This window comes from Haemophilus parainfluenzae (genome assembly GCF_003252755.1).
GTDB lineage: Bacteria > Pseudomonadota > Gammaproteobacteria > Enterobacterales > Pasteurellaceae > Haemophilus_D > Haemophilus_D parainfluenzae_N.
Window position 1 is genome coordinate 89,259 of record NZ_QEPT01000006.1, and the last position, 23,521, is coordinate 112,779.

Annotated in this window: 17 protein-coding genes; 7 read left to right on the top strand and 10 right to left on the bottom strand. The window is 38.3% G+C overall.

What is annotated here, in order from left to right:
• Window positions 1–270 precede the first annotated feature (270 nt).
• The 4 genes from nrdA to lysS all read left to right on the top strand — a co-directional run bounded on the left by nrdA (window position 271) and on the right by lysS (window position 6,494).
• Complete coding sequence (nrdA, locus tag DPV95_RS08210) at window positions 271–2,541, top strand: class 1a ribonucleoside-diphosphate reductase subunit alpha (protein WP_111406918.1); 2,271 nt, start codon at window positions 271–273, stop codon at window positions 2,539–2,541.
• A gap of 100 nt (window positions 2,542–2,641) precedes the next feature.
• Window positions 2,642–3,553, top strand: coding sequence for a hypothetical protein (locus DPV95_RS08215; protein ID WP_049367015.1), 912 nt, complete (start codon window positions 2,642–2,644; stop codon window positions 3,551–3,553).
• 9 nt (window positions 3,554–3,562) lie between these two features.
• Window positions 3,563–4,693: a class Ia ribonucleoside-diphosphate reductase subunit beta gene (gene nrdB / locus DPV95_RS08220; protein ID WP_049362524.1), complete on the top strand. Its 1,131-nt coding sequence runs from the start codon at window positions 3,563–3,565 to the stop codon at window positions 4,691–4,693.
• A 292-nt stretch (window positions 4,694–4,985) separates the two neighbouring features.
• Window positions 4,986–6,494, top strand: coding sequence for a lysine--tRNA ligase (gene lysS / locus DPV95_RS08225; protein WP_049367016.1), 1,509 nt, complete (start codon window positions 4,986–4,988; stop codon window positions 6,492–6,494).
• 137 nt (window positions 6,495–6,631) lie between these two features.
• On the opposite strand, the gene DPV95_RS08230 is transcribed toward lysS, so the two are convergent.
• The 5 genes from DPV95_RS08230 to DPV95_RS08250 form a co-directional block, all read right to left on the bottom strand.
• The gene (locus DPV95_RS08230; RefSeq protein ID WP_049367017.1) at window positions 6,632–7,777 is read right to left on the bottom strand and encodes a 5-methyltetrahydropteroyltriglutamate--homocysteine S-methyltransferase; all 1,146 of its coding nucleotides are present in this window, start codon (window positions 7,775–7,777) and stop codon (window positions 6,632–6,634) included.
• A gap of 201 nt (window positions 7,778–7,978) precedes the next feature.
• Window positions 7,979–9,235 carry an ISL3 family transposase gene (locus DPV95_RS08235; RefSeq protein ID WP_232088510.1) on the bottom strand — a complete coding sequence of 419 codons (1,257 nt, stop codon included), beginning with the start codon at window positions 9,233–9,235 and terminating at the stop codon, window positions 7,979–7,981.
• Window positions 9,236–9,460: 225 nt separating this feature from the next.
• On the bottom strand, window positions 9,461–11,119 hold the full coding sequence (merA, locus tag DPV95_RS08240) for a mercury(II) reductase (RefSeq protein ID WP_049384183.1): 1,659 nt from the start codon (window positions 11,117–11,119) through the stop codon (window positions 9,461–9,463).
• A 28-nt stretch (window positions 11,120–11,147) separates the two neighbouring features.
• Window positions 11,148–11,540, bottom strand: a complete 393-nt coding sequence (gene merR, locus DPV95_RS08245; protein WP_007526597.1) for a mercury resistance transcriptional regulator MerR — start codon at window positions 11,538–11,540, stop codon at window positions 11,148–11,150.
• A 246-nt stretch (window positions 11,541–11,786) separates the two neighbouring features.
• The gene (locus DPV95_RS08250) at window positions 11,787–13,151 is read right to left on the bottom strand and encodes a patatin-like phospholipase family protein (RefSeq protein ID WP_111406919.1); all 1,365 of its coding nucleotides are present in this window, start codon (window positions 13,149–13,151) and stop codon (window positions 11,787–11,789) included.
• Window positions 13,152–13,349: 198 nt separating this feature from the next.
• Here DPV95_RS08250 and fbp point away from each other — a divergent pair, with 198 nt between their 5' ends.
• The gene (gene fbp, locus DPV95_RS08255) at window positions 13,350–14,354 is read left to right on the top strand and encodes a class 1 fructose-bisphosphatase (RefSeq protein ID WP_065243994.1); all 1,005 of its coding nucleotides are present in this window, start codon (window positions 13,350–13,352) and stop codon (window positions 14,352–14,354) included.
• A gap of 93 nt (window positions 14,355–14,447) precedes the next feature.
• On the opposite strand, the gene lptG is transcribed toward fbp, so the two are convergent.
• The gene (gene lptG / locus DPV95_RS08260; protein ID WP_207974267.1) at window positions 14,448–15,521 is read right to left on the bottom strand and encodes an LPS export ABC transporter permease LptG; all 1,074 of its coding nucleotides are present in this window, start codon (window positions 15,519–15,521) and stop codon (window positions 14,448–14,450) included.
• Between the two features lie 11 nt (window positions 15,522–15,532).
• Window positions 15,533–16,624: an LPS export ABC transporter permease LptF gene (gene lptF, locus DPV95_RS08265; protein ID WP_111406920.1), complete on the bottom strand. Its 1,092-nt coding sequence runs from the start codon at window positions 16,622–16,624 to the stop codon at window positions 15,533–15,535.
• Window positions 16,625–16,729: 105 nt separating this feature from the next.
• Here lptF and DPV95_RS08270 point away from each other — a divergent pair, with 105 nt between their 5' ends.
• Window positions 16,730–18,205, top strand: a complete 1,476-nt coding sequence (locus tag DPV95_RS08270) for a leucyl aminopeptidase (protein WP_111406921.1) — start codon at window positions 16,730–16,732, stop codon at window positions 18,203–18,205.
• 58 nt (window positions 18,206–18,263) lie between these two features.
• Here the strand turns inward: DPV95_RS08270 and DPV95_RS08275 are convergent, their stop codons facing one another.
• Window positions 18,264–19,115, bottom strand: a complete 852-nt coding sequence (locus DPV95_RS08275; protein WP_111406922.1) for an endonuclease/exonuclease/phosphatase family protein — start codon at window positions 19,113–19,115, stop codon at window positions 18,264–18,266.
• Between the two features lie 214 nt (window positions 19,116–19,329).
• Here DPV95_RS08275 and ytfE point away from each other — a divergent pair, with 214 nt between their 5' ends.
• Entirely contained in the window at window positions 19,330–20,004 is a 675-nt protein-coding gene (ytfE, locus tag DPV95_RS08280; protein WP_111406923.1) for an iron-sulfur cluster repair protein YtfE, read from the top strand.
• Window positions 20,005–20,073: 69 nt separating this feature from the next.
• Here the strand turns inward: ytfE and DPV95_RS08285 are convergent, their stop codons facing one another.
• Both DPV95_RS08285 and DPV95_RS08290 read right to left on the bottom strand, forming a co-directional pair.
• Window positions 20,074–21,999 carry an LTA synthase family protein gene (locus DPV95_RS08285; protein WP_165818934.1) on the bottom strand — a complete coding sequence of 642 codons (1,926 nt, stop codon included), beginning with the start codon at window positions 21,997–21,999 and terminating at the stop codon, window positions 20,074–20,076.
• Between the two features lie 146 nt (window positions 22,000–22,145).
• Entirely contained in the window at window positions 22,146–23,420 is a 1,275-nt protein-coding gene (locus DPV95_RS08290) for a malic enzyme-like NAD(P)-binding protein (protein WP_049370485.1), read from the bottom strand.
• Window positions 23,421–23,521: the final 101 nt, after the last annotated feature.

A 23,521-nucleotide genomic window follows, 5' to 3' on the forward strand; every position in this document is an offset into this window, starting at 1 on the left:
ATTTTTTTAAAGATTAAAGTGCGGTCAGAAACCATCTTGTTTTTGACCGCACTTTTTTCTTTACAAGGTTTTATGAAAAAGATTTTGTTTAAAAAAACACCATTCGAAAAAAAAAGTTATTTATTTTAAATAACTTATATTTTGTCAATAATTTTGACAAAAAATTTACTACTTGAATTCAATGTCAAAACACTCTATCTTGTGCAATATTAAATTTATGACACAATATATTGTGTTTTTTCAATCATTACTCTAACAGGTTTATCTTCCATGAATAAGGCATTGATGGTCACAAAACGTGACGGAAAACTGGAACCAATTAATCTTGATAAAATTCACCGTGTAATCACTTGGGCAGCAGAAGGATTGGAAAATGTGTCCGTGTCGCAAGTAGAATTACGTTCACACATTCAGTTTTATGAAGGTATTCGTACCTCCGATATTCACGAGACCATTATCAAAGCGGCTGCGGACTTAATCAGCAAAGATACGCCGGATTATCAATATCTTGCTGCGCGCCTTGCGGTGTTCCATTTGCGTAAAAAAGCCTACGGCCATTTCGATCCGCCACGCTTATACGATCATGTGAAAAAACTCGTGCGCATGGGCAAATACGATCATGCTTTGTTGGATGATTACACCCGTGAAGAATGGGACGAAATGGACGGTTTTATCGACCATTGGCGCGACATGACCTTCTCTTATGCGGCAGTGAAGCAATTAGAAGGCAAATATTTAGTCCAAAACCGCGTGACCGGTGAGATCTACGAATCCGCACAATTCCTCTATTTATTAGTGGCGGCAAGTCTGTTCTCCAAATACCCGCAAGAAACCCGTTTGGATTATATCCGTCGCTTCTATGATGCAACCTCCACCTTCAAAATTTCCTTGCCAACCCCAATCATGGCAGGCGTACGCACTCCAACCCGTCAATTCAGCTCTTGTGTGTTGATTGAATGTGGCGATAGCTTAGATTCCATTAACGCCACCGCCTCTGCCATCGTGAAATACGTTTCTCAACGTGCCGGTATCGGTGTAAATGCCGGTGCGATTCGAGCCCTTGGTAGCCAAATTCGTGGCGGTGAAGCATTCCATACCGGTTGTATTCCGTTCTATAAATATTTCCAAACTGCCGTGAAATCCTGCTCTCAAGGCGGCGTGCGTGGCGGTGCGGCAACCGTGTACTACCCGATTTGGCACTTAGAAGTAGAAAGCCTGTTAGTGTTGAAAAACAACCGTGGTGTGGAAGACAACCGCGTGCGTCACATGGACTACGGCGTACAACTTAACAAATTAATGTACCAACGCTTAATCAAAGGAGGCGACATTACCTTATTCAGCCCGTCCGACGTGCCGGGACTTTACGAAGCGTTCTTTGCGGATCAAGACAAGTTTGAAGAACTTTACGTACAATACGAACAGGATCCGTCCATTCGTAAACGTACCGTGAAAGCCGTGGAATTGTTCTCTTTATTAATGCAGGAACGTGCGTCCACCGGTCGTATTTACATTCACAATGTGGATCACTGCAACACCCACTCGCCGTTTGATCCGAAAGTGGCGCCAGTGCGTCAATCTAATCTTTGCTTGGAAATCGCCTTACCGACCAAACCGTTAAGCCACATTAACGATGAACAAGGCGAAATCGCCCTTTGTACCCTTTCCGCCTTTAACTTGGGCAAATTGGAAAACTTAGACGAGCTAGACAATCTGGCGGATCTTGCGGTGCGTGCATTAGATGCTTTATTGGATTACCAAGATTATCCGGTGATTGCGGCAAAACGCAGTTCACTTGCCCGTCGTTCTTTAGGTATCGGCGTCATTAACTATGCGTACTACTTGGCGAAACACGGCGTGCGTTATTCTGATGGCAGTGCAAACGATTTAACACACCGCACTTTCGAAGCCATTCAATATTACCTATTGAAAGCCTCCATGAACTTGGCGAAAGAACAAGGTGCGTGTGAATACTTCCACGAAACCACTTATGCGCAAGGCATTTTACCAATCGATACATACAAAAAAGACATCGACAGCTTAACCTCCGAGCCGTTGCATTATGATTGGGAAAGCCTACGCCGCGACATTAAAGAATTCGGTTTGCGCAACTCTACCCTCACTGCCTTAATGCCGTCGGAAACCTCTTCACAGATTTCCAACGCCACCAACGGTATCGAACCGCCACGCGGCCACGTGAGCGTCAAAGCTTCGAAAGACGGTATTTTGAAACAAGTGGTGCCGGATTATGAAAACCTCGGTGAAAACTACGAATTGCTTTGGGACATCCCGGGCAACGACGGCTACTTGCACTTGGTCGGCATCATGCAAAAATTCGTAGACCAAGCCATCTCCGCCAACACCAACTACGATCCGAAACGTTTTGAAGACGGCAAAGTACCGATGAAAGTGTTGTTAAAAGATCTGTTAACCGCTTACAAATACGGCTTAAAAACCCTCTACTATCAAAACACCCGTGATGGTGCCGAAGACAGCCAAGAAGATTTAGATGACGGCTGTGCGGGCGGAGCGTGTAAGATTTAATATAGAGAAAGAATTAGGTCAGTAAAAAAATGAAGAATTTTCAAAATTGACCTTTTTTTATTAAAAAGATTATTATTTAAGAAAATCAGGAAGAAGATATATGATAATGAATAATATATTTCATATTCATTTTAGAAATTTCCAATTCTTTTCTGTTAGAGATCTTAGTATAGAGGAAAAGCATTTATTATTTAATGAGCTAACAACAAAAAAAGCTAACATATATTTTTTTATTAAGAAAAATATATTTTTTGAAAGCATTAAAATAAAAGAAGAGTATAAAATAACAGGTAATTTCATAAATAATCTAAAACAGAAGAAAAGATTTGCTTTTGATATGTATCAATACTATGAAGAACTATTGCTACCTATAGCAAAAGAAAAAAAGTTATCTTTAGAATATATAATAAACCAAAAAATGGCAAATTTATACTATCCAAATAAATGTGTTTCTCAATTAGAATTGGAAAATAAGTATAAAAAGCTTGCTAGTATTACTGAAATAAATTTATCATTCGCTAGTTTATATGACCCTCTAAGCCAAAAGAATCTAGAATTAGACACATATAAACTAATCAATTATTTTAAGTATCCTATAGATAAAAATTTTATAAAAAGCGATATTATCTATATAGGAAAATCAAATGATAAAAAAGGAATAATATCCAGAATAATTAATCATGAAAAATGGTTACCTATTTTAAGCCCAAGAAGTAATCTTGATGGTGATGAAATATGTGTATTTATGTTTGAAATTGCATTTTCTAATAGCTTAAAAATACCTAAAGACATATATATTGAAGCTTGCGAGCAAATTTTAATTAATTATTTTAAACCACCAGAAAATAATTTACATAAAAACTCAAGTTTAAGCACAGAAAAAATAAAAAAATTAAAGAGTTATGGATTTAATAACTATCTGATTGAATTAAATTTCGAAGATTTAATATGTAATTTTGGAACGCAATATGTACCACATAATTTAAAACATTTCATTGTAAATAGTCTTTAAGGAAATAAAATGGCATACACCACTTTCTCACAAAACAAAAACGACCAGTTAAAAGAACCGATGTTCTTTGGTCAAAACGTTAACGTTGCCCGTTACGATCAACAAAAATATGAGACGTTTGAAAAGCTCATTGAAAAACAACTTTCTTTCTTCTGGCGTCCGGAAGAAGTAGATGTGTCGCAAGACCGTATCGACTATGCCGCGTTACCTGAGCATGAAAAACACATTTTCATCAGTAACTTAAAATATCAAACCTTATTAGATTCTATTCAAGGCCGTAGCCCGAACGTTGCATTATTACCGTTAGTGTCGATTCCTGAATTAGAAACTTGGATTGAGACTTGGACCTTCTCTGAAACCATCCACTCGCGTTCTTATACCCACATTATTCGTAACATTGTGAACGACCCATCTATCGTGTTTGATGACATCGTGACCAACGAAGAAATCATCAAACGTGCGCGTGATATTTCTTCTTACTACGATGATTTAATCCGTGATAGCCAACTTTACAGCCTGTACGGCGAAGGCACTTACACCGTGGATGGCAAAGAATGTGTCGTCACATTGCGTAATTTGAAAAAACAACTTTACCTTTGCTTAATGAGCGTCAACGCCTTAGAAGCCATTCGTTTCTATGTGTCTTTCGCATGCTCCTTTGCCTTTGCGGAACGTCAATTAATGGAAGGCAATGCGAAAATTATTAAATTTATCGCCCGTGATGAAGCGTTGCACTTAACCGGTACGCAGCACATTTTAAATATCATGGCGGCGGGACAAGACGATCCGGAAATGGCGGAAATTGCAGAAGAATGTAAACAAGAAGCCTATGATTTATTCTTAGCGGCAGCGGAACAAGAAAAAGAATGGGCGGATTACTTATTCAAAGACGGTTCAATGATTGGTTTGAACAAAGACATTTTGGTGCAATACGTGGAATACATCACCAACATCCGTATGCAAGCGGTTGGGCTTCCATTACCATTTGGTGCGCGTTCTAACCCAATTCCATGGATTAACGCATGGCTTGTTTCTGATAACGTACAAGTGGCGCCACAAGAAGTGGAAGTAAGTTCTTATCTTGTGGGTCAAATTGACTCCAAAGTAGACACCAAAGATTTCGACGATTTCGATCTATAATTCTTAATATCGCTAAAAGTGTGGTCAACTTTTCAAACATTTTTAAAAACGCTGATAAAATTGACCGCACTTTTTTATTTATATTTTTATATAGTAGCCCACAATCTAGAAATAAGTATTAATGCCATAAAATTACATGATTTCTCTTGCTACTATTCAATTTGTTAAACTTTCTGACTAAAAAAGATGACTTAATTAAAAAAGGCTTAACAAAAAACAATGCTATAGGTAGAATAAGAAGATTCTATTTTTAATAAATCACATTCTAAGTAAAACCAGTGAGGTAAAGGATATGTCAGAACAAGAAGTGAAAGAATTAGATCTCCATGGCGAAATGCTTGTTCGCCGTGAAAAATTAGCTGCATTACGAGCAAAAGGTAATGCATTTCCAAATCAATTTCGTCGTGACGCCCTTGCCCAAGATTTACATGATAAGTACGAAGCCGAAGATGGCGAAGTATTAAAAGAAAAAGCCATTGAAGTAGCTGTTGCCGGTCGTATTATGACTCGTCGTGCAATGGGTAAAGCCACCTTTATTACCTTGCAAGATATGAGTGGCAAAATTCAATTATACGTTGCTCGTGATAATCTTCCAGAAGGAATTTATGCTGAAGATGTGGGTAGCTGGGATTTAGGTGATATCATTGGCGTGAAAGGTACACTTTTCAAAACCAAAACCAATGAATTAACCATCAAAACAACTGAAGTTCAACTTTTAACCAAAGCACTTCGTCCGTTACCAAACAAATTCCATGGTTTAACCGACATGGAAGCGCGTTATCGTCAACGTTACTTAGATTTAATTTCTAATGAAGAATCTCGCCGCACATTTATTATTCGTTCAAAAGTGGTTGCTGGTATTCGTGAATTCTTTATTTCTAAAGGTTTCATGGAAGTTGAAACTCCAATGCTACAAGTGATTCCAGGCGGTGCGTCTGCTCGTCCATTTATCACTCACCACAATGCATTAGACGTTGATATGTATCTTCGTATTGCACCAGAACTTTACTTAAAACGTTTAGTGGTTGGTGGTTTTGAACGCGTATTCGAATTAAACCGTAACTTCCGTAATGAAGGGGTTTCTGTTCGTCATAATCCAGAATTCACCATGCTTGAATACTACCAAGCTTATGCGGATTATCACGATTTAATGGATAATACCGAGGAATTATTACGCAAACTAGCCATTGATATTCTTGGTACCACCATTGTGAAATACGGTGATTTAGAATTTGACTTCGGCAAACCATTTGAGCGTATTACATTACATGATGCAACCATTAAATATGGTGCAGATAAAGGTATCGTAAAAGAAGATCTTTACGACTTCGATCGTGCAAAAGCAACCGCTGAACGCTTAGGTATCGAAGTACAAAAATCTTGGGGCTTAGGCTCTATTGTGAATGCAATCTTTGAAGAAGTGGCTGAACATCATCTAATTCAACCAACCTTCTTAATGGCACATCCAGCAGAGATTTCACCACTTGCACGTCGTAATGATGAAAACCCTGAAGTGACTGACCGTTTTGAATTATTCATCGGCGGACGTGAAATTGGTAACGGTTTCTCAGAATTAAACGATGCAGAAGACCAAAACGAACGTTTTGATGCACAAGTTGCAGCAAAAGAAGCGGGTGATGATGAAGCAATGTTTAAAGATGATGACTTCGTTGTTGCACTTGAACACGGCTTGCCACCAACAGCAGGTGAAGGTTTAGGTATCGACCGCTTAGCAATGCTTTTTGCTAACGCACCATCTATCCGTGATGTGATCCTATTCCCGGCAATGCGTCAAAAATAATTAAGTTGAAATAACCTAAAAGGAAGTCTACGGACTTCCTTTTTTATTGTGTAAAAGTGCGGTCATTTTTAACCGCACTTTTATAAAAAAAAGAGATAACCACCTTTACGATTATCTCTTTTACATTCTAAGCTAGATTATTTACCCCAAACTTCTTCCACAATACTACGAATAAATTCGAGTTTCTTCCATTGTTGTTCTTCAGTCAGAATGTTGCCTTCTTCTGTTGAAGCAAAACCACATTGTGGGCTTAAGCAAAGTTGATTGATATCCACATATTGCGCTGCTTCTTTAATGCGGGCAATAATTTCATCACGGTTTTCTAACTCGCCCGATTTAGAGGTAATTAATCCTAACACCACTTGTTGATTTTTAATAAAGCGTAAAGGTTTGAAATCGCCTGCACGATCACTGTCATATTCTAAGAAGAAACCATCCACATTACAGTGGCCAAATAAGGTTTCTGCGATAGGCTCATAACCACCTGCAGAGAACCAAGTTGAACGGAAGTTACCACGACAAATATGCATTGTAATCGCTAAATCAGCCGGTTTTGCTGCCACGATTTTGTTTAACATATACACATAATCTTTGGCGATTTGATCTAAATCTAAACCACGTTCAGTATAGGTCTTACGTTTATCTTCTGCGCAGAATTCGCCCCAACTTGTATCATCCAGCTGTAAATTGCGGCAACCTAATTTATAGAAGATATTCATCGCATCAATATAAGCATCAGCAATATCATCTAATAACAACTGATTGTTATCTTTATAACGTTCAATTGGCTGATAATCTGTAGCACGGACTGTACAAATTAAATGAAGCATAGACGGAGAAGGAATGGTTAATTTAACTTCAGTCTCCCCTGCCATTTTTTGCAATGAGCGGTAATGTTCAACGAAAGGATGGATCTCTGAAAAACCGATCTTATCCACAATTTTTAATGTTTTCGGGCGGACATTATCGTGTTTAAATTGCACTGAGAATTTTTCAGCATCCACTTCTTTCACGCCATCTAATGCGGCTAAGAAATCTAAATGCCAAAAAGTACGACGAAATTCGCCGTCGGTCACTGCATGCAATCCGACATTTTTTTGATGCTCAACTAATTTAGCAATTTCTGCATCTTCAACTTGCGTTAAATCAGCACAAGAAATATCACCACAGCTGCATTGATGACGAGCCTGTTTTAACTTCTCTGGACGTAAAAAACTGCCAACAATATCAAAACGATATGGTGCGGAAGTACGAATAGTGGCATTGGGAAAAAGTTTACTCATTTTGCTTTCCTATATTTAATTCATCTTAATGATGGACTGAGTGTAACAAAATTAACGTCTTCATTAAATATTTAGACGTCTAGATGGATGTGAATTTTATTGTGATTTTATATGAATGGAATTGATATAAAATTTAAAAAGAAAAGTGCGGTTAATATTCCTGATAATTTTGGGTATTCGGATTTTATGGTGGAAAAGGGCTTATAAATCACCCTTCTCCAAATTCTTAATAAGTGTGGAAAAATCGACACCTAAGTTGTCTGTAATGTCGTGATCATTCACTTCATACCAATTGAAAGTATCGTATAACATAGCTTTATTGAAAGCACTTGAATTAAATCGTGGCTTACGCTTTTTATGGAGCTTCTCATTGAAAAGGATTTTGGCTCGTAAGGCATCAAACGAGTAACCTCTACCCATTCGCTCTACCTGCCTAATAATGCTGTTAATTGACTCCGTATAAGCATTAGTGAGCCTTTTATCAAAGTAGTTGAATATTTCAACATGCCAGTTGTCTACGGCTCTCACGAGGTCTTTATATGCGTCTTTAGAGTTGCTGGACATACAACGGTGTCTCCATTGACTATAACGAAGATGACCTTCATCTGGATCAGGAGTATCCCATATCCAGTAAAACTCTTCTTTGAGTTCATAGGCTTCTTTTAAAGCAGGAAGATTACCTAACCAAGTATCTAAGAGGAATGATTCACGTTCATTTAGATCGTGTTTACGCTTTAGAAGGATAAACCTTTCACGCATAAGGGTACGTCTTTCTTTTTGGCTCATATGGGCTTTCAAAGACTTTCTGACGTTATCTAAGGCTTGATTAGCCATTCTAACTACATGAAACTTATCTACGACAACTTTAGCGTGTGGAAGGATAGTGTTCACTGCGTCTTTGTAGGGCTTCCACATATCCATTGTGACGTACTCAATGTAAGTCCTGTCACTGATTTCTGAAAGACGTTGGATGACTGTTTCCTTGTTACGGTTAGGCTTGATGTCATAAATAGTCCTGCGTTCAATATTAGTCAATACAAGCCGAGGTCTACGGATAATATGTATCTCGTCTATCCCAAGCCACTTAGGAGTTTCAAACTGGTATTCACGTTCTTTGAGTGCCACATAGTCCTTAAAAACGTTCCTAATGGTTTTCTCGTCAACACCAACGCTTTCTGCGACTTCTACAAAGGTCTTAGACATGGATTGCTCTTGAATGGACTTTAAAAGCCTTTTGGTCATACTACGCTTTTCATCTACAGATATTAGGCGTTCCCAGAAGGTAGATCCGCATTCACGACACTTGTATCGTCTACGGTTCAATTGTAAGCCCACTCGCTTTAAACGAATGGGCAAATCCATAATTAGTTGATTTCTTGAACTGTGTTTGTACAACTTGTCAAAACCACATTCAGGACAACGTTCAGGTGGTCCGACTGCTTCAACTTTAAACATCATATCGGTTTCATTTTATTGTGGCGGTTCTATTGTTTTAATGTCTGGTAGGGATAATAAGTCTGACATATTATTCATCCTTTATTACTCTGCGGTGTTAAGGTATCAATTATAGATTTGATGTCGAAATCATCAGTGTTAAATTATTTTTGTGACCACAAATGCACTTAGAAAATCCCTTAAAGCATTAGCTGGTTCACTTGAATAGGGAGTTGTAAAAAAGTTCCCTTAGCCTGCACAGCAAGATAATTTCGAAACATCTTTATCAAAAGTTAGGACAGCCAGCTTCAATCCTTCTGCCATTGTTAGATATGGAGCCATCGTTTCTCTCAGATCTCCAACAGTTAAACCGAATTTCACAGCTAATGTTGCTGCATAAATTACGTCTCCTGCGTTTTCTGCCACTACATGCGCCCCTAACACTTTCAATGTTTTCGCGTCTGCCACTAATTTGAAAACACCTGTTGTTTCCCGATTAACGAGCGCTCTTGGAACAGCATCCAACGGCAATACCGATGTTTTCACTTCATATCCTTTTTCTTTTGCCTGTTGCTCCGTTAAACCAACCGTTGCAATCGATGGAGAAGTAAACGTAACGCCTGGAACCACTTCTAAATTGACCTTTTGATTTAGTCCTCCGATTGCATTACGAGCAGCAAGTCCACCTTCATAAGCAGCTACATAAACAAATTGGGGACCGAGAGTGACATCTCCAGCTGAATAAATTCGGGAATTGGTCGTTTTAAGATAATCATCAATGACAATTTCACCACGGGAACCAACTTCAACGCCTGCTGCATGTAAGTTTAATGATTCTGTATTTGGTTTTCTTCCAGTGGCAATTAGCAATTGTTCTGCTTCAATAATTCGCTTTTTACCATTTATCTCAACATGAACTTTTTTAATGTCTCCATCTTGCTCAACTCGTTCATAGGTTGCACCTGTTACTAAATTAATTCCCTGTTCTGTTAAGGCCTTAGTAATGGCTTCTGAAATTTCAGGATCGTATTCTTTTAATAGACGCTCGCTTCTTTGAATCAAAGTGACTTCTGACCCGAGGTTATGAAATAGTTGTCCTAATTCCATGCCGATATATCCTGAACCAATTACGGTAAGACGATTTGGAACCTTCTTTAATTCCAATAAGCTAGTGCTTGTTAAATAATCTACTTCATCTAATCCGGGAATATTAGGTGCAGTTGAAGAAGCACCTGTAGCTATTAAAAATCTTTTGGCTGTGATTTGATTGCCATTTACTTCAACTGTATTTTCATTTACGAATTTTGCTTCACCTTTTATTAATTCAAAACCATAATCATCAATTAAATTCACATATTTTTCATTTCGCATCTCGGTTACTAAATCATTCTTTTGTTTTACTAATGGCGCTAAATCAACATTTGAAGCCGAAGTGTGTAATCCCACAAATGGATTATTTTTTGCTAGATGATTGATTTCCCCTGCTCTTAATAAGGTCTTAGAAGGAACGCATCCGACATTAACGCAAGTTCCACCCACCGTTCCACGCTCAATCATAGCCACTTTTGCGTTCAAAGTAACGGCTTCAATGGCAGATGAAAAGGCAGCTCCACCAGAACCGATGATGATGTAATCATAATCATAGTTACCTTCATCATTTAAACTTACATCTGTCCTTTTTTCCGATTGCACTTGTATTTCTTCTGCTTCGCCCGGGTGATAATTTGCGTCAGCAATCGCCTTTATTGCACTTTCAACCTCAATATCATCGGGCAGTTCAAATACTGCTTCACCACGACGATAACTAGACTCAATATTTTTAGCACCTATCTTTTCAAGTGCTGATTCTACGTGTTTTTCACAACCCGTACAGGTCATTCCTGAAATGTTTACCTTAAATTTATTCATAAAAAAGCTCCTTTCGTTAATTAATCTCTCATGTTAATGTTTCTATTATTGGACACGAATGTAATTGCTTTTCAGCTGGACATCGTTGTTTTAAGTCGTCTAACATAGTTTCAATTCGTTTTAAATCCTCTATTTGTTTTTGCACTTCCTTTTGTTTTTTAGAAACAAATTCGAACATATCTTGACAACGAACTTCATCTTTATCTACAACACCAAGTAATTTATAAATCTCGCTTAAAGAGAAACCAAGTTCCTGTATTCGTTTAATAAACCCAACACGCTTAACGTCATCATATGAATATATCCGATAACCAGCTTCCGTTCGGTGAGGTTCTTGTAATAAATTTTTTCGCTCGTAATATCTGATCGTTTCTTTATTAACTCCACATTTATCTGCAAACTCACTAATGCGATAAATCATCTTATTTCACCCCCTGAATATTATAAACCATGTACTATAGTACACGGTCAAGTAAATTGGACTATTTTATTTTTTTCCCAAAGTATCACTCGTATGTGATTGATACTTTTATATAATACTATTGATTATCCTAACATCCCACCAGAAAATCCGATTTAAACACCAGTTGTTTTTAAACTATTAAGAAAGTAATTCCACTATATATTCCGAAGACCCATAATTTTTAACCACACTTTAATTATTGGGCTATTGTAATGCTTTCAGTGCCTTATGATATTCTTTCGATTGTTCCAATAAAATCTTGGCCGCTTCACGCAATTTGTCCACATCTGATTGGGGTAAATAGAAAGATGTTCCGATATTAAGCACATCATTTTTTAACTGCCCATCAGGCAAATCTTTCAAACTTAAATTCACAAAATAAGCTTTAATTTTTGCACCTTTTTTATGTTTAGTGTAAGCATTCCATTGATCAGCAAATTTTTGTGAATATTTCACGGTAGATTCCGTTGTTTTATCAATCGGTACATTTATCACCGTGTTCACCACTTCTTTGATTCCTGGCACATCAGCAGACTTATCAATATGGCTCGATAGCTCACTTTGCGCATTGACGTTTACCACGACAATATTGCGTAAATTGTAATTTTTCAGCTCTGCATACAATTTTTTGACAGTGAGTAAATTCGACATATCCAACAAGCTTGCCAAGCCCAAATTATCCGTTAAACCACCGTCAACCAAATGTAAATAAGGTTTTTCCTCATTATTTTGATAAGAAGCCGTACGTTTTTTCATGGTTTCAAAATTGTTTAGCCACAAACGATTCCCTACTTTCATCTGTGTCAATAATTCTTTTTTACTCTCGGCTTGGCAAGCACCACCATGATTATTTTGTGTAATGGGTGAAAAAATTAATGGAACAGCACTGGATGCTGCCACAGCTCTTGCAATTTCGACATCATTTAAATCTACACAAAGCCAATCAAAGAAATCTTGCGTAAAAGAAACTTCCTGTCCTGCTGTCATATCTGTGGCATTAATCACGGCAAAAGGTCCTTTACGTTGCTCAAGATCCGAAAATTTTTTCTCCTTATATAAAGCAAGATTGAGCTGTTCCTGCAACAAATCGCTACGACCAAACTGTGGAGAAGTAAGCCGAGGCACATTACTCACCGAAAATACTTCATTGATGACTTTTTTCTGGAAATTCTTTTTCAAAAAAGAATTATTAAATTTAGGGATAATGTCCTGTCCTTCTAAAGCAAAATAGGCTGCTAATACTGAGCCGCCAGACACCCCATACACAATATCAATATTTTGCAATAAGGTGCTACCTTTCTCTGTTGGACGCACTGAGACATTTTGGAACTGCTCTAACACGCCATAACCTAAAGATGCCGCGCGAGAACCACCACCTGAAAAAGTCATAATCACCAGATTTTCTTTTTGTAATGCCTGCTGCATCGCATTTTCTAAACGATATCCCTTTTGTGGATCTATTTTCTCAATCGTTTTAGTGGGATGATAAGTAATTGAATTGCACGCAGCAAGCAAAGCAATACTGCAAGCAAGTAAACTTGATTTGAAAGGAAAATGAGTAAATTTCATAACAGTATTCCTTTACTGTGACGTTATTTATCTATTATATCTTTTTTAAAGGATATATACGTTTTGTCAAGGCTTTGTATCAAAAATAAAATGTGACAAAGATCTCATTCTTTACATTTTGATCTCAATCAAAAGTGCTAAATAACATATAATAAAAGGGTCTATTATTTATTTAACAATTATAAAAAAGGAATAAACATGAAAACATTGAGTGAATTTATTGTTGAACGCCAAGCGGAGTACCCAAATGCAAAAGGGGAACTTAGTGGTATTTTGTCTTCTATTCGTTTATTAGCAAAAATCATTCATCGTGATATCAACAAAGCGGGTTTAACCAATATCCTTGGCCAGTCTGGTGTTGAAAACGTGCAAGGTGAAAGCCAAATGAAATTGGACTTATTCGCCCATAACACCATGAATGCGGCCCTTATGTCGCGTGAAGAGGTAGCGGGTTTTGCTTCAGAGGAAGAAGAAAGCTTTATCGCTTTTGATACTGAACGTGCTCGCAATGCAAAATATATTATTTTGACCGATCCTCTTGATGGTTCATCTAATATTGATGTAAACGTTTCTGTTGGTACGATTTTCTCTATTTACCGTCGTGTATCCCCTATTGGCTCACCTGTTACCTTAGAAGACTTTATGCAACCAGGTAATAAACAAGTGGCTGCGGGTTATATCGTATATGGTTCGTCTACCATGTTGGTTTATACCACTGGTCATGGTGTAAATGGTTTCACTTATGATCCATCTATCGGTACATTCTGTCTTTCTCATGAAAATATGAAGATGCCAAAAGAGGGCAAAATCTATTCCATCAATGAAGGACAATATCTCAAATTCCCACAAGGGGTAAAAAAATACATTAAATACTGCCAAGAAGAAGATAAAGCAACTAACCGACCTTATGCGTCACGTTATATTGGTTCATTAGTGGCAGACTTCCACCGTAACTTATTAAAAGGCGGTATCTACATTTATCCAAGTGCAACTAACTATCCAAATGGTAAGCTTCGTTTGCTTTATGAAGGCAATCCAATGGCATTCTTAGCAGAACAAGCGGGGGGTATTGCATCTGATGGTTACAATCGAATTTTAGATATTCAACCAAGTGAACTTCACCAACGTGTACCACTTTTCATCGGTTCCGCAGAAATGGTGAAAAAAGCAGAAGAAATGATGAGAGAATTTAAAGAAGATTAAACTCCTAAAGTGCGGTCAATTTTGACCGCACTTTTTTAGTAAAAAAAAAAGGCGAACCTTATCAGTTCGCCTTTTTCATTAATGGTTTGTTAATTAATCTCGTTTTCTCGCCAGTAGCCACCAAATAATCGCCATAAACAAGAGGCTTGGCATCAGTGCACCTAAAAAAGCTGGTGCATTAAATACCACACTCATTTGTCCAAAAATTTCATTGACGACATAGAACAAGAAACCAAAGCAAATCCCCGTTACGATTCTCGCCCCAGCAGTAACACTACGCAATGAACCGAAGATGAAAGACAATGCAAGCATCATCATCACACCTACAGAAACGGGCTGTAAAATCTTACGCCAATAGGTTAATTCAAAACGGCGAGAATCCTGTCCTGTTTGTTTTAAGAACGCAATATATTCATACAAACCGGAAATGGATAATGATGTTGGACGTAATGAAACTGCGCCTAATTTATCTGGCGTTAAGCTCGTCGCCCAATCTTCTGTTAAACGGTTTGTCGTGGTAATTTGCTCTTTTGATACCGCTGAATTATTCACTTGGCGCAACTGCCATTGATTATTTTCAGCAGAATATTGCGCTTGATTTGCATGCTTCAAATGAGTGAGGTTACGCTGGTCATCAAAGGTATAGATGTAAATATCTTCTAATTTTGCATCATCTTTAATTCGACGAACATACACGAAATTATTACCGTCTTTTGCCCATACACCATTTTTCACCGAAAGCATTGAGCCACCAGAAAGTGCACGAGTACGCATATCACGGGCAAACTGTTCAGTTTGTGGAATACCCCACTCACCAATAATCATGGTAAAAAGCACCAGTGGAAGTGCCGTTTTCATGACGGCTAATCCAATTTTAAAGCGAGAAAAACCTGCAGATTGCATGACCACTAATTCACTACGGCTGGCTAAATTACCTAAAGCAATTAAGGCACCTAACAAAGCTGCCATTGGGAAAAAGGTTTCCACATCTTTGGGAATGGTTAATCCTGTATAAGCCACCGCTTGCCAAATATCATAAGAACCTTTCCCTACACTGCGGAATTGTTCTACAAATTTGATGATTGCCGAAAGACCAACTAACGTAAATAGTGTAGCAAAAATTGCCCCTAAGATGCTTTTACCGATATAACGATCAAGAGTATTCATCAACATTGTTATTATCCTTTTCTGAATACACGACGGAATTTATGCATAGCGGTGCTATCCCAACTATTCAGCACAATTCCTAAAATTAAAAAGGCGATATTTACCAACGGCATTAACAAACCTGCATCAAGCTTACCTGCGCCACCCGCAGATTTAAATGAGCTTTGTAATAAGAAGTAAATTAAATAAAGCAATAATGCCGGTAAGATTTTCGCAAAACGGCCTTGGCGAGGATTTACTTTACTCATTGGTACAGCAATAAGCGCCATTAAAGGCACCGCTAAAATTAAAGTAATACGCCAATGCAATTCTGCTTTAGCTGCGGGACTTTTATCTTTCAATAATTGCTCAAAAGATAATTCAGCCGCTTCATCACTTTCTGTATTTGTCTCTTGATGACCTAAATACGCTTGGTAATCATCAAAATGTGTAATACGGAAATCAGGAAGTACCGAAGTCCCTTCGACACGCAAGGTATTTTGTAAATTTAGCACTTGATCGCCATTTGGTAACGCTTTTAACTCACCTTTTTCAGCGGTAACCACTGATGGCTTCGTTTGCCCTTTGGCTTTCATTTGGAAAAGATAAACATCACTGATTTGATTACCGTTAATCTTATCAATGAATAAAACGAAATTATTGTTACTTGTGGACATGAATTGACCCGAAGTCAACGCACCCATGGTAGGATTTGCTTTAGCATCTTCAACAATGGTTGCTTGTTTTTGAATCGCCCATGGGGAAAGCCACAAAGCGTTGTAAGCCGCCAAGCCCGCTGTGAGTAAAGAAAGAATTAACGCCACGCGAACAAGAATACGTTGACCCACACCGCAGGCTCGCATAACGGTGATCTCACTTTCTGCATAGAGTCGACCGAAAGTTAGCAAAATGGCGATAAACAAACATAATGGCAACATTAATTGCGCCATTGTTGGCATCCCTAATCCGAGTAAAGAGAACACAAGATCGGCAGGCACTTTACCATTTGCTGCTGAACCAAGCACGCGAACAAGTTGTTGGCTGAAGAAAATTAAAAGCAAAATAAACAAAATCGCAATCTGGCTTTTAAAGACTTCCTTTGTTAAATATCGGGTTAATATCATTCTTTTTTTCTAACTAAAAAACACGGGAAACTGGCTAAATTAGATGGCGTATGATACCTTATTTTGACTGATTTAAATAGCAAATTAGCAACATAAGGAAATAACATGAAATATCAAGCAAACTCAACCGCACTTTCTCAATCAACCGATTGCCTTATTATCGGCATTTATGAGAACAATGAATTGACAAAAAGTTTCAATGAAATCGATCAAATCACACAAGGTTACCTCAGCCAATTAGCTCAAAGCCAAGATCTTTCAGGCAAAATTGGGCAAGCGACTCTGCTTCATTCATTACCTAATCTTGCGACTAAACGCGTGTTAGTCGCAGGTTGTGGTAAAAAAGGCGAAACGACTGAACGCCAATTTAAACAAATCATCCAACGCGTAACCCAAACATTAAAAGAATTAAATATTCAACAAGCGGTGAATAATTTAACGGATGTGGGAATTAAAGATCGCGATCTATTTTGGAATGTACGTTTTACTGTTGAAACCATCGAGCAGGGCCTTTATCAATTCGATGAATTTAAAAGTAAAAAAGCGGATGCTATCTCACTTCAAGAAATCGTTTTTAATACCGATGATTCGCAAGCTCAACAAGCCATCACAGAAGCGCAAGCCATTGCAAATGGTGTAAAAGCTGCGCGTAATATCGCGAATATGCCACCTAATATTTGTACACCGGCTTATTTAGCTGAACAAGCTAAAAATTTAGCCGAAACATCAGCCGCACTTTCCCTCGATGTGATTGATGAAGAAGACATGACAAAGCTTGGCATGAATGCGTATTTAGCCGTATCTCGAGGTTCGCAAAATCCGGCTTATATGTCTATTTTACATTTCAACAATGCACCTGATAAAAATGCGAAACCTATCGTATTAGTGGGCAAAGGATTGACCTTTGATGCGGGCGGTATTTCTTTAAAACCAGCCGCAGATATGGATGAGATGAAATACGATATGTGCGGTGCTGCTTCAGTATTCGGTACAATGAAAGCCATTGCTGAATTAAATCTACCACTCAATGTTATCGGTGTATTAGCGGGTTGTGAAAACTTGCCTGATGGGAATGCTTATCGTCCAGGTGATATTCTCACCACGATGAATGGTTTAACCGTAGAAGTGTTAAATACTGATGCTGAAGGACGTTTAGTGCTTTGTGATGCGCTCACCTATGTAGAACGTTTTGAACCGCAATATGTGATTGATGTCGCAACCCTAACAGGTGCTTGCGTAGTGGCTTTAGGTCAACATAACAGTGGCTTAGTTTCAACTGATGATGTCTTGGCTGAACAGTTATTACAAGCCGCACAACAAACTACTGATAAAGCTTGGCGTTTACCGTTAAGTGAAGAATATCAAGAGCAATTAAAATCCCCATTTGCCGATTTGGCTAATATTGGCGGTCGTTGGGGCGGTGCAATTACTGCGGGGGCATTCCTCTCTAACTTTACGAAAAAATATACTTGGGCGCATTTAGATATTGCTGGGACAGCTTGGCTTCAAGGTGCCAATAAAGGTGCAACAGGTCGTCCAGTATCTTTATTAACGCAATTTTTAATTAACCAAACTAAATAATTAATACATAGGGCTAACATTACGTTAGCCCTAAATTTTTCCAAAATCTGACCGCACTTTATTCCAATTCGAATTCCATCAGTAATGGATTATGATCTGACGAAGTAACCACTTCTGATGTCGCACTTACCACTTTTACGTCTCGCGTAAAAATATAATCTAGTGGATAACCTAAAAATCTAACCCGCTCATCTTGAGAGAGCACCACAGAATCTAAGCCATATTTTTGCATCAGATTATTCACTAAATTCAAGCGATGTTCATTCCACGCATTAAAATCACCAGACATGATGATAGGACCTTGATGATTTTCAATAAAGGAAAAGAGCTGCTCTAACTGAGTTTGATAAGCAGAAATCCCCCATTCAAAATTAATCAAATGCACGTTAATAAGTAGCAAACTATTGCCTTTTTCTAATGGAAAACTCATCACACTTGCCACTTTGGGAATTTGTATTAATGGTTCTGCCACCCCACCACCGCAATACCATTCCGGTTGCGTGTTGGTGAATGTTTTTACACCTGATAAGAGATCTTTAAAAGAAAAAGAGGACACAAAAAGTGCGGTCGAAAATGTACTTAAATTTTGATGTTGTGTCGCCTCTTGCAATAACACAAAATCCGCTTGTTTAGAGAGTCCTTCTAAATCCTCTTGCCATCCCTTATCTTGCCCCTTATGCACATTCCAAGTTATTAAATGAAAACGAGAACTGGTTAATATAGGCACCGAATCATTAGCCTTGTCGCATTGCATATTTGAGCTGTTTTCAAAAGGAATATAACTCAGTTTTTGTGACGTATTTAATTGAATTAATACACGGTCAAAAATCGTTAAATTCGTAAAAAAATATCCAGCCCCTAAAACCACTAACACTAAGCCAATAGTCAAAAATCGATAGATTCGCTTCATTATTATCCCCTCTCTATGCTCGAATAATAACACCTCATCAAAGCAATGCAACTTTCACTTTAATACGGCATCAATACCTACCTACAACACGGTAACTTTAACTTTTAGCTTTGATTTAAATCATACTTTGCTAAAAAATCCGTTGCATTTTTCTTTCATTATCTTAGTATTTTACTCAACTTCTAACTCTACCTCATCAATAAGGAGATTCATTATGTCTTTTGGAGATAAAAAATTAAGTGAAATCGCTGTCAGCGTACCCGGCTCAACTTCCCTACTTCGTGAATACGATTTGGATTTCTGCTGTGGTGGGTCAGATACACTTTCCAACGCTGCCGCAGAAAAAGGGTTAAATTTAGCAGAAATTGAAACCCGTTTAACCGAGCTTCAAAACAGTAAAGCAGAAAACCCTGAAGAATATTGGGTTAATGCAACTTATCCTGAAATTATCGATCATATTTTAGTTCGCTACCACCAACGCCACCGTGAGCAACTTCAAGAATTAATCGTGTTAGCGGATCGCGTAGAAAGTGTTCATGGCGATCGTGAAGATTGTCCAATGGGTGTTGCAGCTGAATTGCGCAATGTCTATGAAGATTTGAGCAACCATATGATGAAAGAAGAGCATGTGCTTTTCCCAATGATCAAAGCAGGCAATTATATGATGGCACAAATGCCGATTCGTATGATGGAAATGGAACACGCAGAACATGGTGAACATTTGGAAGTTTTGAAATCATTAACAAACAATATGACACCTCCGACAGATGCTTGCAATACATGGCGTGCGCTTTATAGTGGCATCCAAGAATTTGCAGATGATTTAATGATGCATATTCATCGTGAAAACAATATCTTATTCCCACGTGTTATTGCAGAGAATAACTAAACACAAACCATATAAAGAAAAAGGGCGAAATCATTCGCCCTTTAAAATTAGCCTAAAACTGACCGCACTTTACTTCTCTTCACTGCCTTTATATAAACGGTTTTTATACAAATAGCTGCCAAGTAAGGCATGTGCCAACGCTTCTTTTTTCATTTCTTCCGGCACGTCTTTTTCGGTTAATGTGTCTTTTTCCTTATCATAAACATAGCCTTTTGCTTTACTATTTGGTGTTTGGATAACGACATCATGATTGCCTTTCATTAAAGCTTGGGTTTGATCAAACTGCATAAAGGCACGATTCGGATTCACATCTTGCGTTAAATCAAAGCCAATCATCGGATAATTACCACTTACCCCCGCAATAGAAAGTAAGGTTGTCGGCATATCAATTTGACTCACTAAACGACTGTCTCGGCGTGGCTCAACATGATCACCTAAAATTAACGCAGGAATATGGAAATGCTTAATTGGCACCAAGCTTGCCCCAGCTGCACGAGAATCATGGTCGGCAATCACCAAGAACACGGTATCTTTCCAATAATTAGATTGTTTCGCTAAGTTGAAGAAATGACCAATCGCATAATCCGCATATTTTGCACTGTTATTACGGGTTGCTTTTGGTTGTTCGTAAAGCTCAATTTTACCATCCGGAAATTCAAAAGGATCGTGATTGCTCGAACTAAACACTAAGCTAAAGAATGGTTTTCCTTCATTCTGTAATTGGGTAAAAGTTTCGTTCGCTTTATCAAATAAATCCTCATCACTCACACCCCAAGTCGCAGTAAATTTAGGATTTTGGTAATCTTTTTGATCGATAATGGTTTGGAAACCATTGCCATAGAAGAAACTTGCCATGTTATCAAAGTGCTTTTCACCGCCATAAATAAAGGAAGTATTGTAACCTTGTTTAGCAAGTAAATCTGCAATGGTAAAGAAACCACTTTGGCTGTTATTCAATTTCACCACTGCACGTGCTGGAGTGGGTGTGAAGCCCGCTGTGGTAGCTTCAATACCACGAACAGAACGCGTCCCCGTAGCATAAAGATTTTCAAATAACCAACCTTCTTTGGCTAATTTATCAAATTCAGGTGAAAGTGGTTTTCCGCCTAATGTACCGATAAATTGCGCCCCAAAACTTTCTTCCAAAATAATGACGATATTTTTCGGTTTACCTTGGTAAGTCGCTTGGTTTTTCGTTAAGGTTGGAATCTTCTCTGAAATATAATCACTTTCAGGGCGCCCACGGCTTGCTTTGACAATACGCAACATTTCATCAGTATCCATTTTGCCATAGGCTTCAGAAGATGCTCCTTCATCTTTAAATTGCTGTGCCGCATAAAGGACAGAATAGCCAGAGTTCAACACGAGAGAATTGACTAACCCATCGGAAGAAAAGGCAACCATTGCAGGGTTAACACCACGGTGTTGGAAACTCGAACGCGCACCTAAAAAAGCAACTGCAATCACGAGCAATGCTATTACAGGGCGTAATTTCCAGCTCATTGGGCGTAAATCTTTGACCGCATAACCAGATAGTTTCCAATAACAGAAGAAAGCCGTAACAGTGAAAATAAGGCTAAAAATGACCGCAGTTAAATGCCCTTCCATCAACATTGAAAAGACTTCTTTCGGATAAATTAAATATTCGATAAATAGACGGTTTGGACGGAAATCATAGGTTTCGATAAATGCGGGCGTAGCCAATTCCATGAATAGAATAAACACACTACCGAAGGTAAGCCAAATGCGTAAAATCATTTTCCAAATTCGGCTATGATGAAATAACACCGTAAATAATGCTGGCACACCAAATAAGTAGCACAAGGCTACGATATCCATACGCAAGCCTTGCAAAAATAATTGTCCCCATCCCTCTACTGCAGAAACACGGTCTGCCTGCCAAATCGCAAGCCCAAGACGAGATAAGGTGAAAATAATCAGATTAATGATGACGAAGAGAAAAATCGGATATAAAGGAGAACGTGTTTGTTTCATTTTGACACTCATAAGTCCTAAGGGAATCGCTACCCCTTGATTAATTTAAAGCACATTAATGTGCCATTTTTTCCATAGACAGATAAAAAAACACAAAGTGCGGTTAAAAACATCATCATTTTTGACCGCACTTTGAAAGAGAAGGATTAAGCTGCAACTAATGCTTTTAATTGTTTTTCATAAGCTGCCCAATCGGTAATTGGACGGGTTGCCACACCTGTTTCCATTGCTTTTTTCGCTACCGCAGAAGACACTGTAAATAATAAACGAGGATCGAACGGAGTCGGAATTACATAATCCGGCCCAAATGATAACGCACCATAATTAGCAATAATTTCTAATGGAACCGGTTCTTTCGCAAGACTCGCAATGGCATGAGAAGCTGCTAATTTCATTTCCTCATTAATCGCTGTTGCGCCTACGTCTAATGCACCACGGAATAAGAATGGGAAACAAAGCACGTTATTTACTTGGTTTGGATAGTCGGAACGACCAGTACAAACAATCGCATCTGGACGTACGGCTTTAGCTTCATCTGGGGTAATTTCAGGCACAGGGTTAGCTAATGCAAGAATTAATGGATTTTCTGCCATGGTTTTCACCATTTCAGGTTTTAACGCACCCGCTTTAGAACAACCTAAGAACACATCGGCTCCCTTAACGGCATCCGCTAATGTGCGCCAACCATTATCTTCAATGGCATAAAATTGTTTAGTTTCATCCATGTTATCGCCACGGCCTTTGAAAATCACACCTTTAGAGTCACACATGGTGATATTTTCTTTTTTGAAACCTAATGCACGAAGCAAGTTAGTACAAGCAATAGCTGAAGCACCTGCGCCATTTACTACTAAGCGAACATCTGCAATATTTTTACCAATAATTTCTAAACCGTTTAATGCTGCTGCACCGACGATAATGGCAGTACCATGTTGGTCATCATGGAATACCGGAATTCCCATTCGTTCACGCAATGCTTTTTCAATGTGGAAACATTCCGGTGCTTTGATATCTTCAAGGTTAATCCCACCAAAAGTAGGTTCTAATGAAGCGATAATATCGATTAATTTATCTGGATCATGTTCATTGATTTCAATGTCGAATACATTGATGCCTGCAAATTTTTTGAACAATACCCCTTTCCCTTCCATAACAGGTTTGGAGGCAAGTGCCCCAATATTTCCTAAACCTAATACAGCAGTACCATTTGAAATCACAGCCACTAAATTAGCACGTGCAGTATAACGGCTTGCAGCTGAAGGATCTTTTTCAATTTCGAGACAAGGCTCTGCAACACCTGGAGAATAAGCAAGGGCTAAATCATGTTGAGTTTCTAACGATTTGGTTGGGGTGACAGCAATTTTTCCTGGAATTGGGAATTCATGAAAATCTAATGCAGCTTGGCGCAATTGTTCGCTCATATAAATATACTCCATTTTCACTTAGGTTAAATAAAATTTGCGCCATTATACTCTCTTTTTAAGAGAATTTTGTGACATACCGCAAAAATTTTACAAATTTA

Bases quoted from the DNA above. Each gene is read 5' to 3' on its own strand.
- DPV95_RS08215 (WP_049367015.1), top strand. From the start codon at position 2,642: ATGATAATGAATAATATATTTCATATTCATTTTAGAAATTTCCAATTC.
- DPV95_RS08250 (WP_111406919.1), bottom strand. From the start codon at position 13,151: ATGAAATTTACTCATTTTCCTTTCAAATCAAGTTTACTTGCTTGCAGT.
- DPV95_RS08285 (WP_165818934.1), bottom strand. From the start codon at position 21,999: ATGAAACAAACACGTTCTCCTTTATATCCGATTTTTCTCTTCGTCATC.
- lptG (WP_207974267.1), bottom strand. From the start codon at position 15,521: ATGAATACTCTTGATCGTTATATCGGTAAAAGCATCTTAGGGGCAATT.
- DPV95_RS08275 (WP_111406922.1), bottom strand. From the start codon at position 19,115: ATGAAGCGAATCTATCGATTTTTGACTATTGGCTTAGTGTTAGTGGTT.
- ytfE (WP_111406923.1), top strand. From the start codon at position 19,330: ATGTCTTTTGGAGATAAAAAATTAAGTGAAATCGCTGTCAGCGTACCC.
- lysS (WP_049367016.1), top strand. From the start codon at position 4,986: ATGTCAGAACAAGAAGTGAAAGAATTAGATCTCCATGGCGAAATGCTT.
- DPV95_RS08270 (WP_111406921.1), top strand. From the start codon at position 16,730: ATGAAATATCAAGCAAACTCAACCGCACTTTCTCAATCAACCGATTGC.
- nrdB (WP_049362524.1), top strand. From the start codon at position 3,563: ATGGCATACACCACTTTCTCACAAAACAAAAACGACCAGTTAAAAGAA.
- DPV95_RS08235 (WP_232088510.1), bottom strand. From the start codon at position 9,235: ATGATGTTTAAAGTTGAAGCAGTCGGACCACCTGAACGTTGTCCTGAA.
- merA (WP_049384183.1), bottom strand. From the start codon at position 11,119: ATGAATAAATTTAAGGTAAACATTTCAGGAATGACCTGTACGGGTTGT.
- DPV95_RS08230 (WP_049367017.1), bottom strand. From the start codon at position 7,777: ATGAGTAAACTTTTTCCCAATGCCACTATTCGTACTTCCGCACCATAT.
- DPV95_RS08290 (WP_049370485.1), bottom strand. From the start codon at position 23,420: ATGAGCGAACAATTGCGCCAAGCTGCATTAGATTTTCATGAATTCCCA.
- nrdA (WP_111406918.1), top strand. From the start codon at position 271: ATGAATAAGGCATTGATGGTCACAAAACGTGACGGAAAACTGGAACCA.
- fbp (WP_065243994.1), top strand. From the start codon at position 13,350: ATGAAAACATTGAGTGAATTTATTGTTGAACGCCAAGCGGAGTACCCA.
- merR (WP_007526597.1), bottom strand. From the start codon at position 11,540: ATGATTTATCGCATTAGTGAGTTTGCAGATAAATGTGGAGTTAATAAA.
- lptF (WP_111406920.1), bottom strand. From the start codon at position 16,624: ATGATATTAACCCGATATTTAACAAAGGAAGTCTTTAAAAGCCAGATT.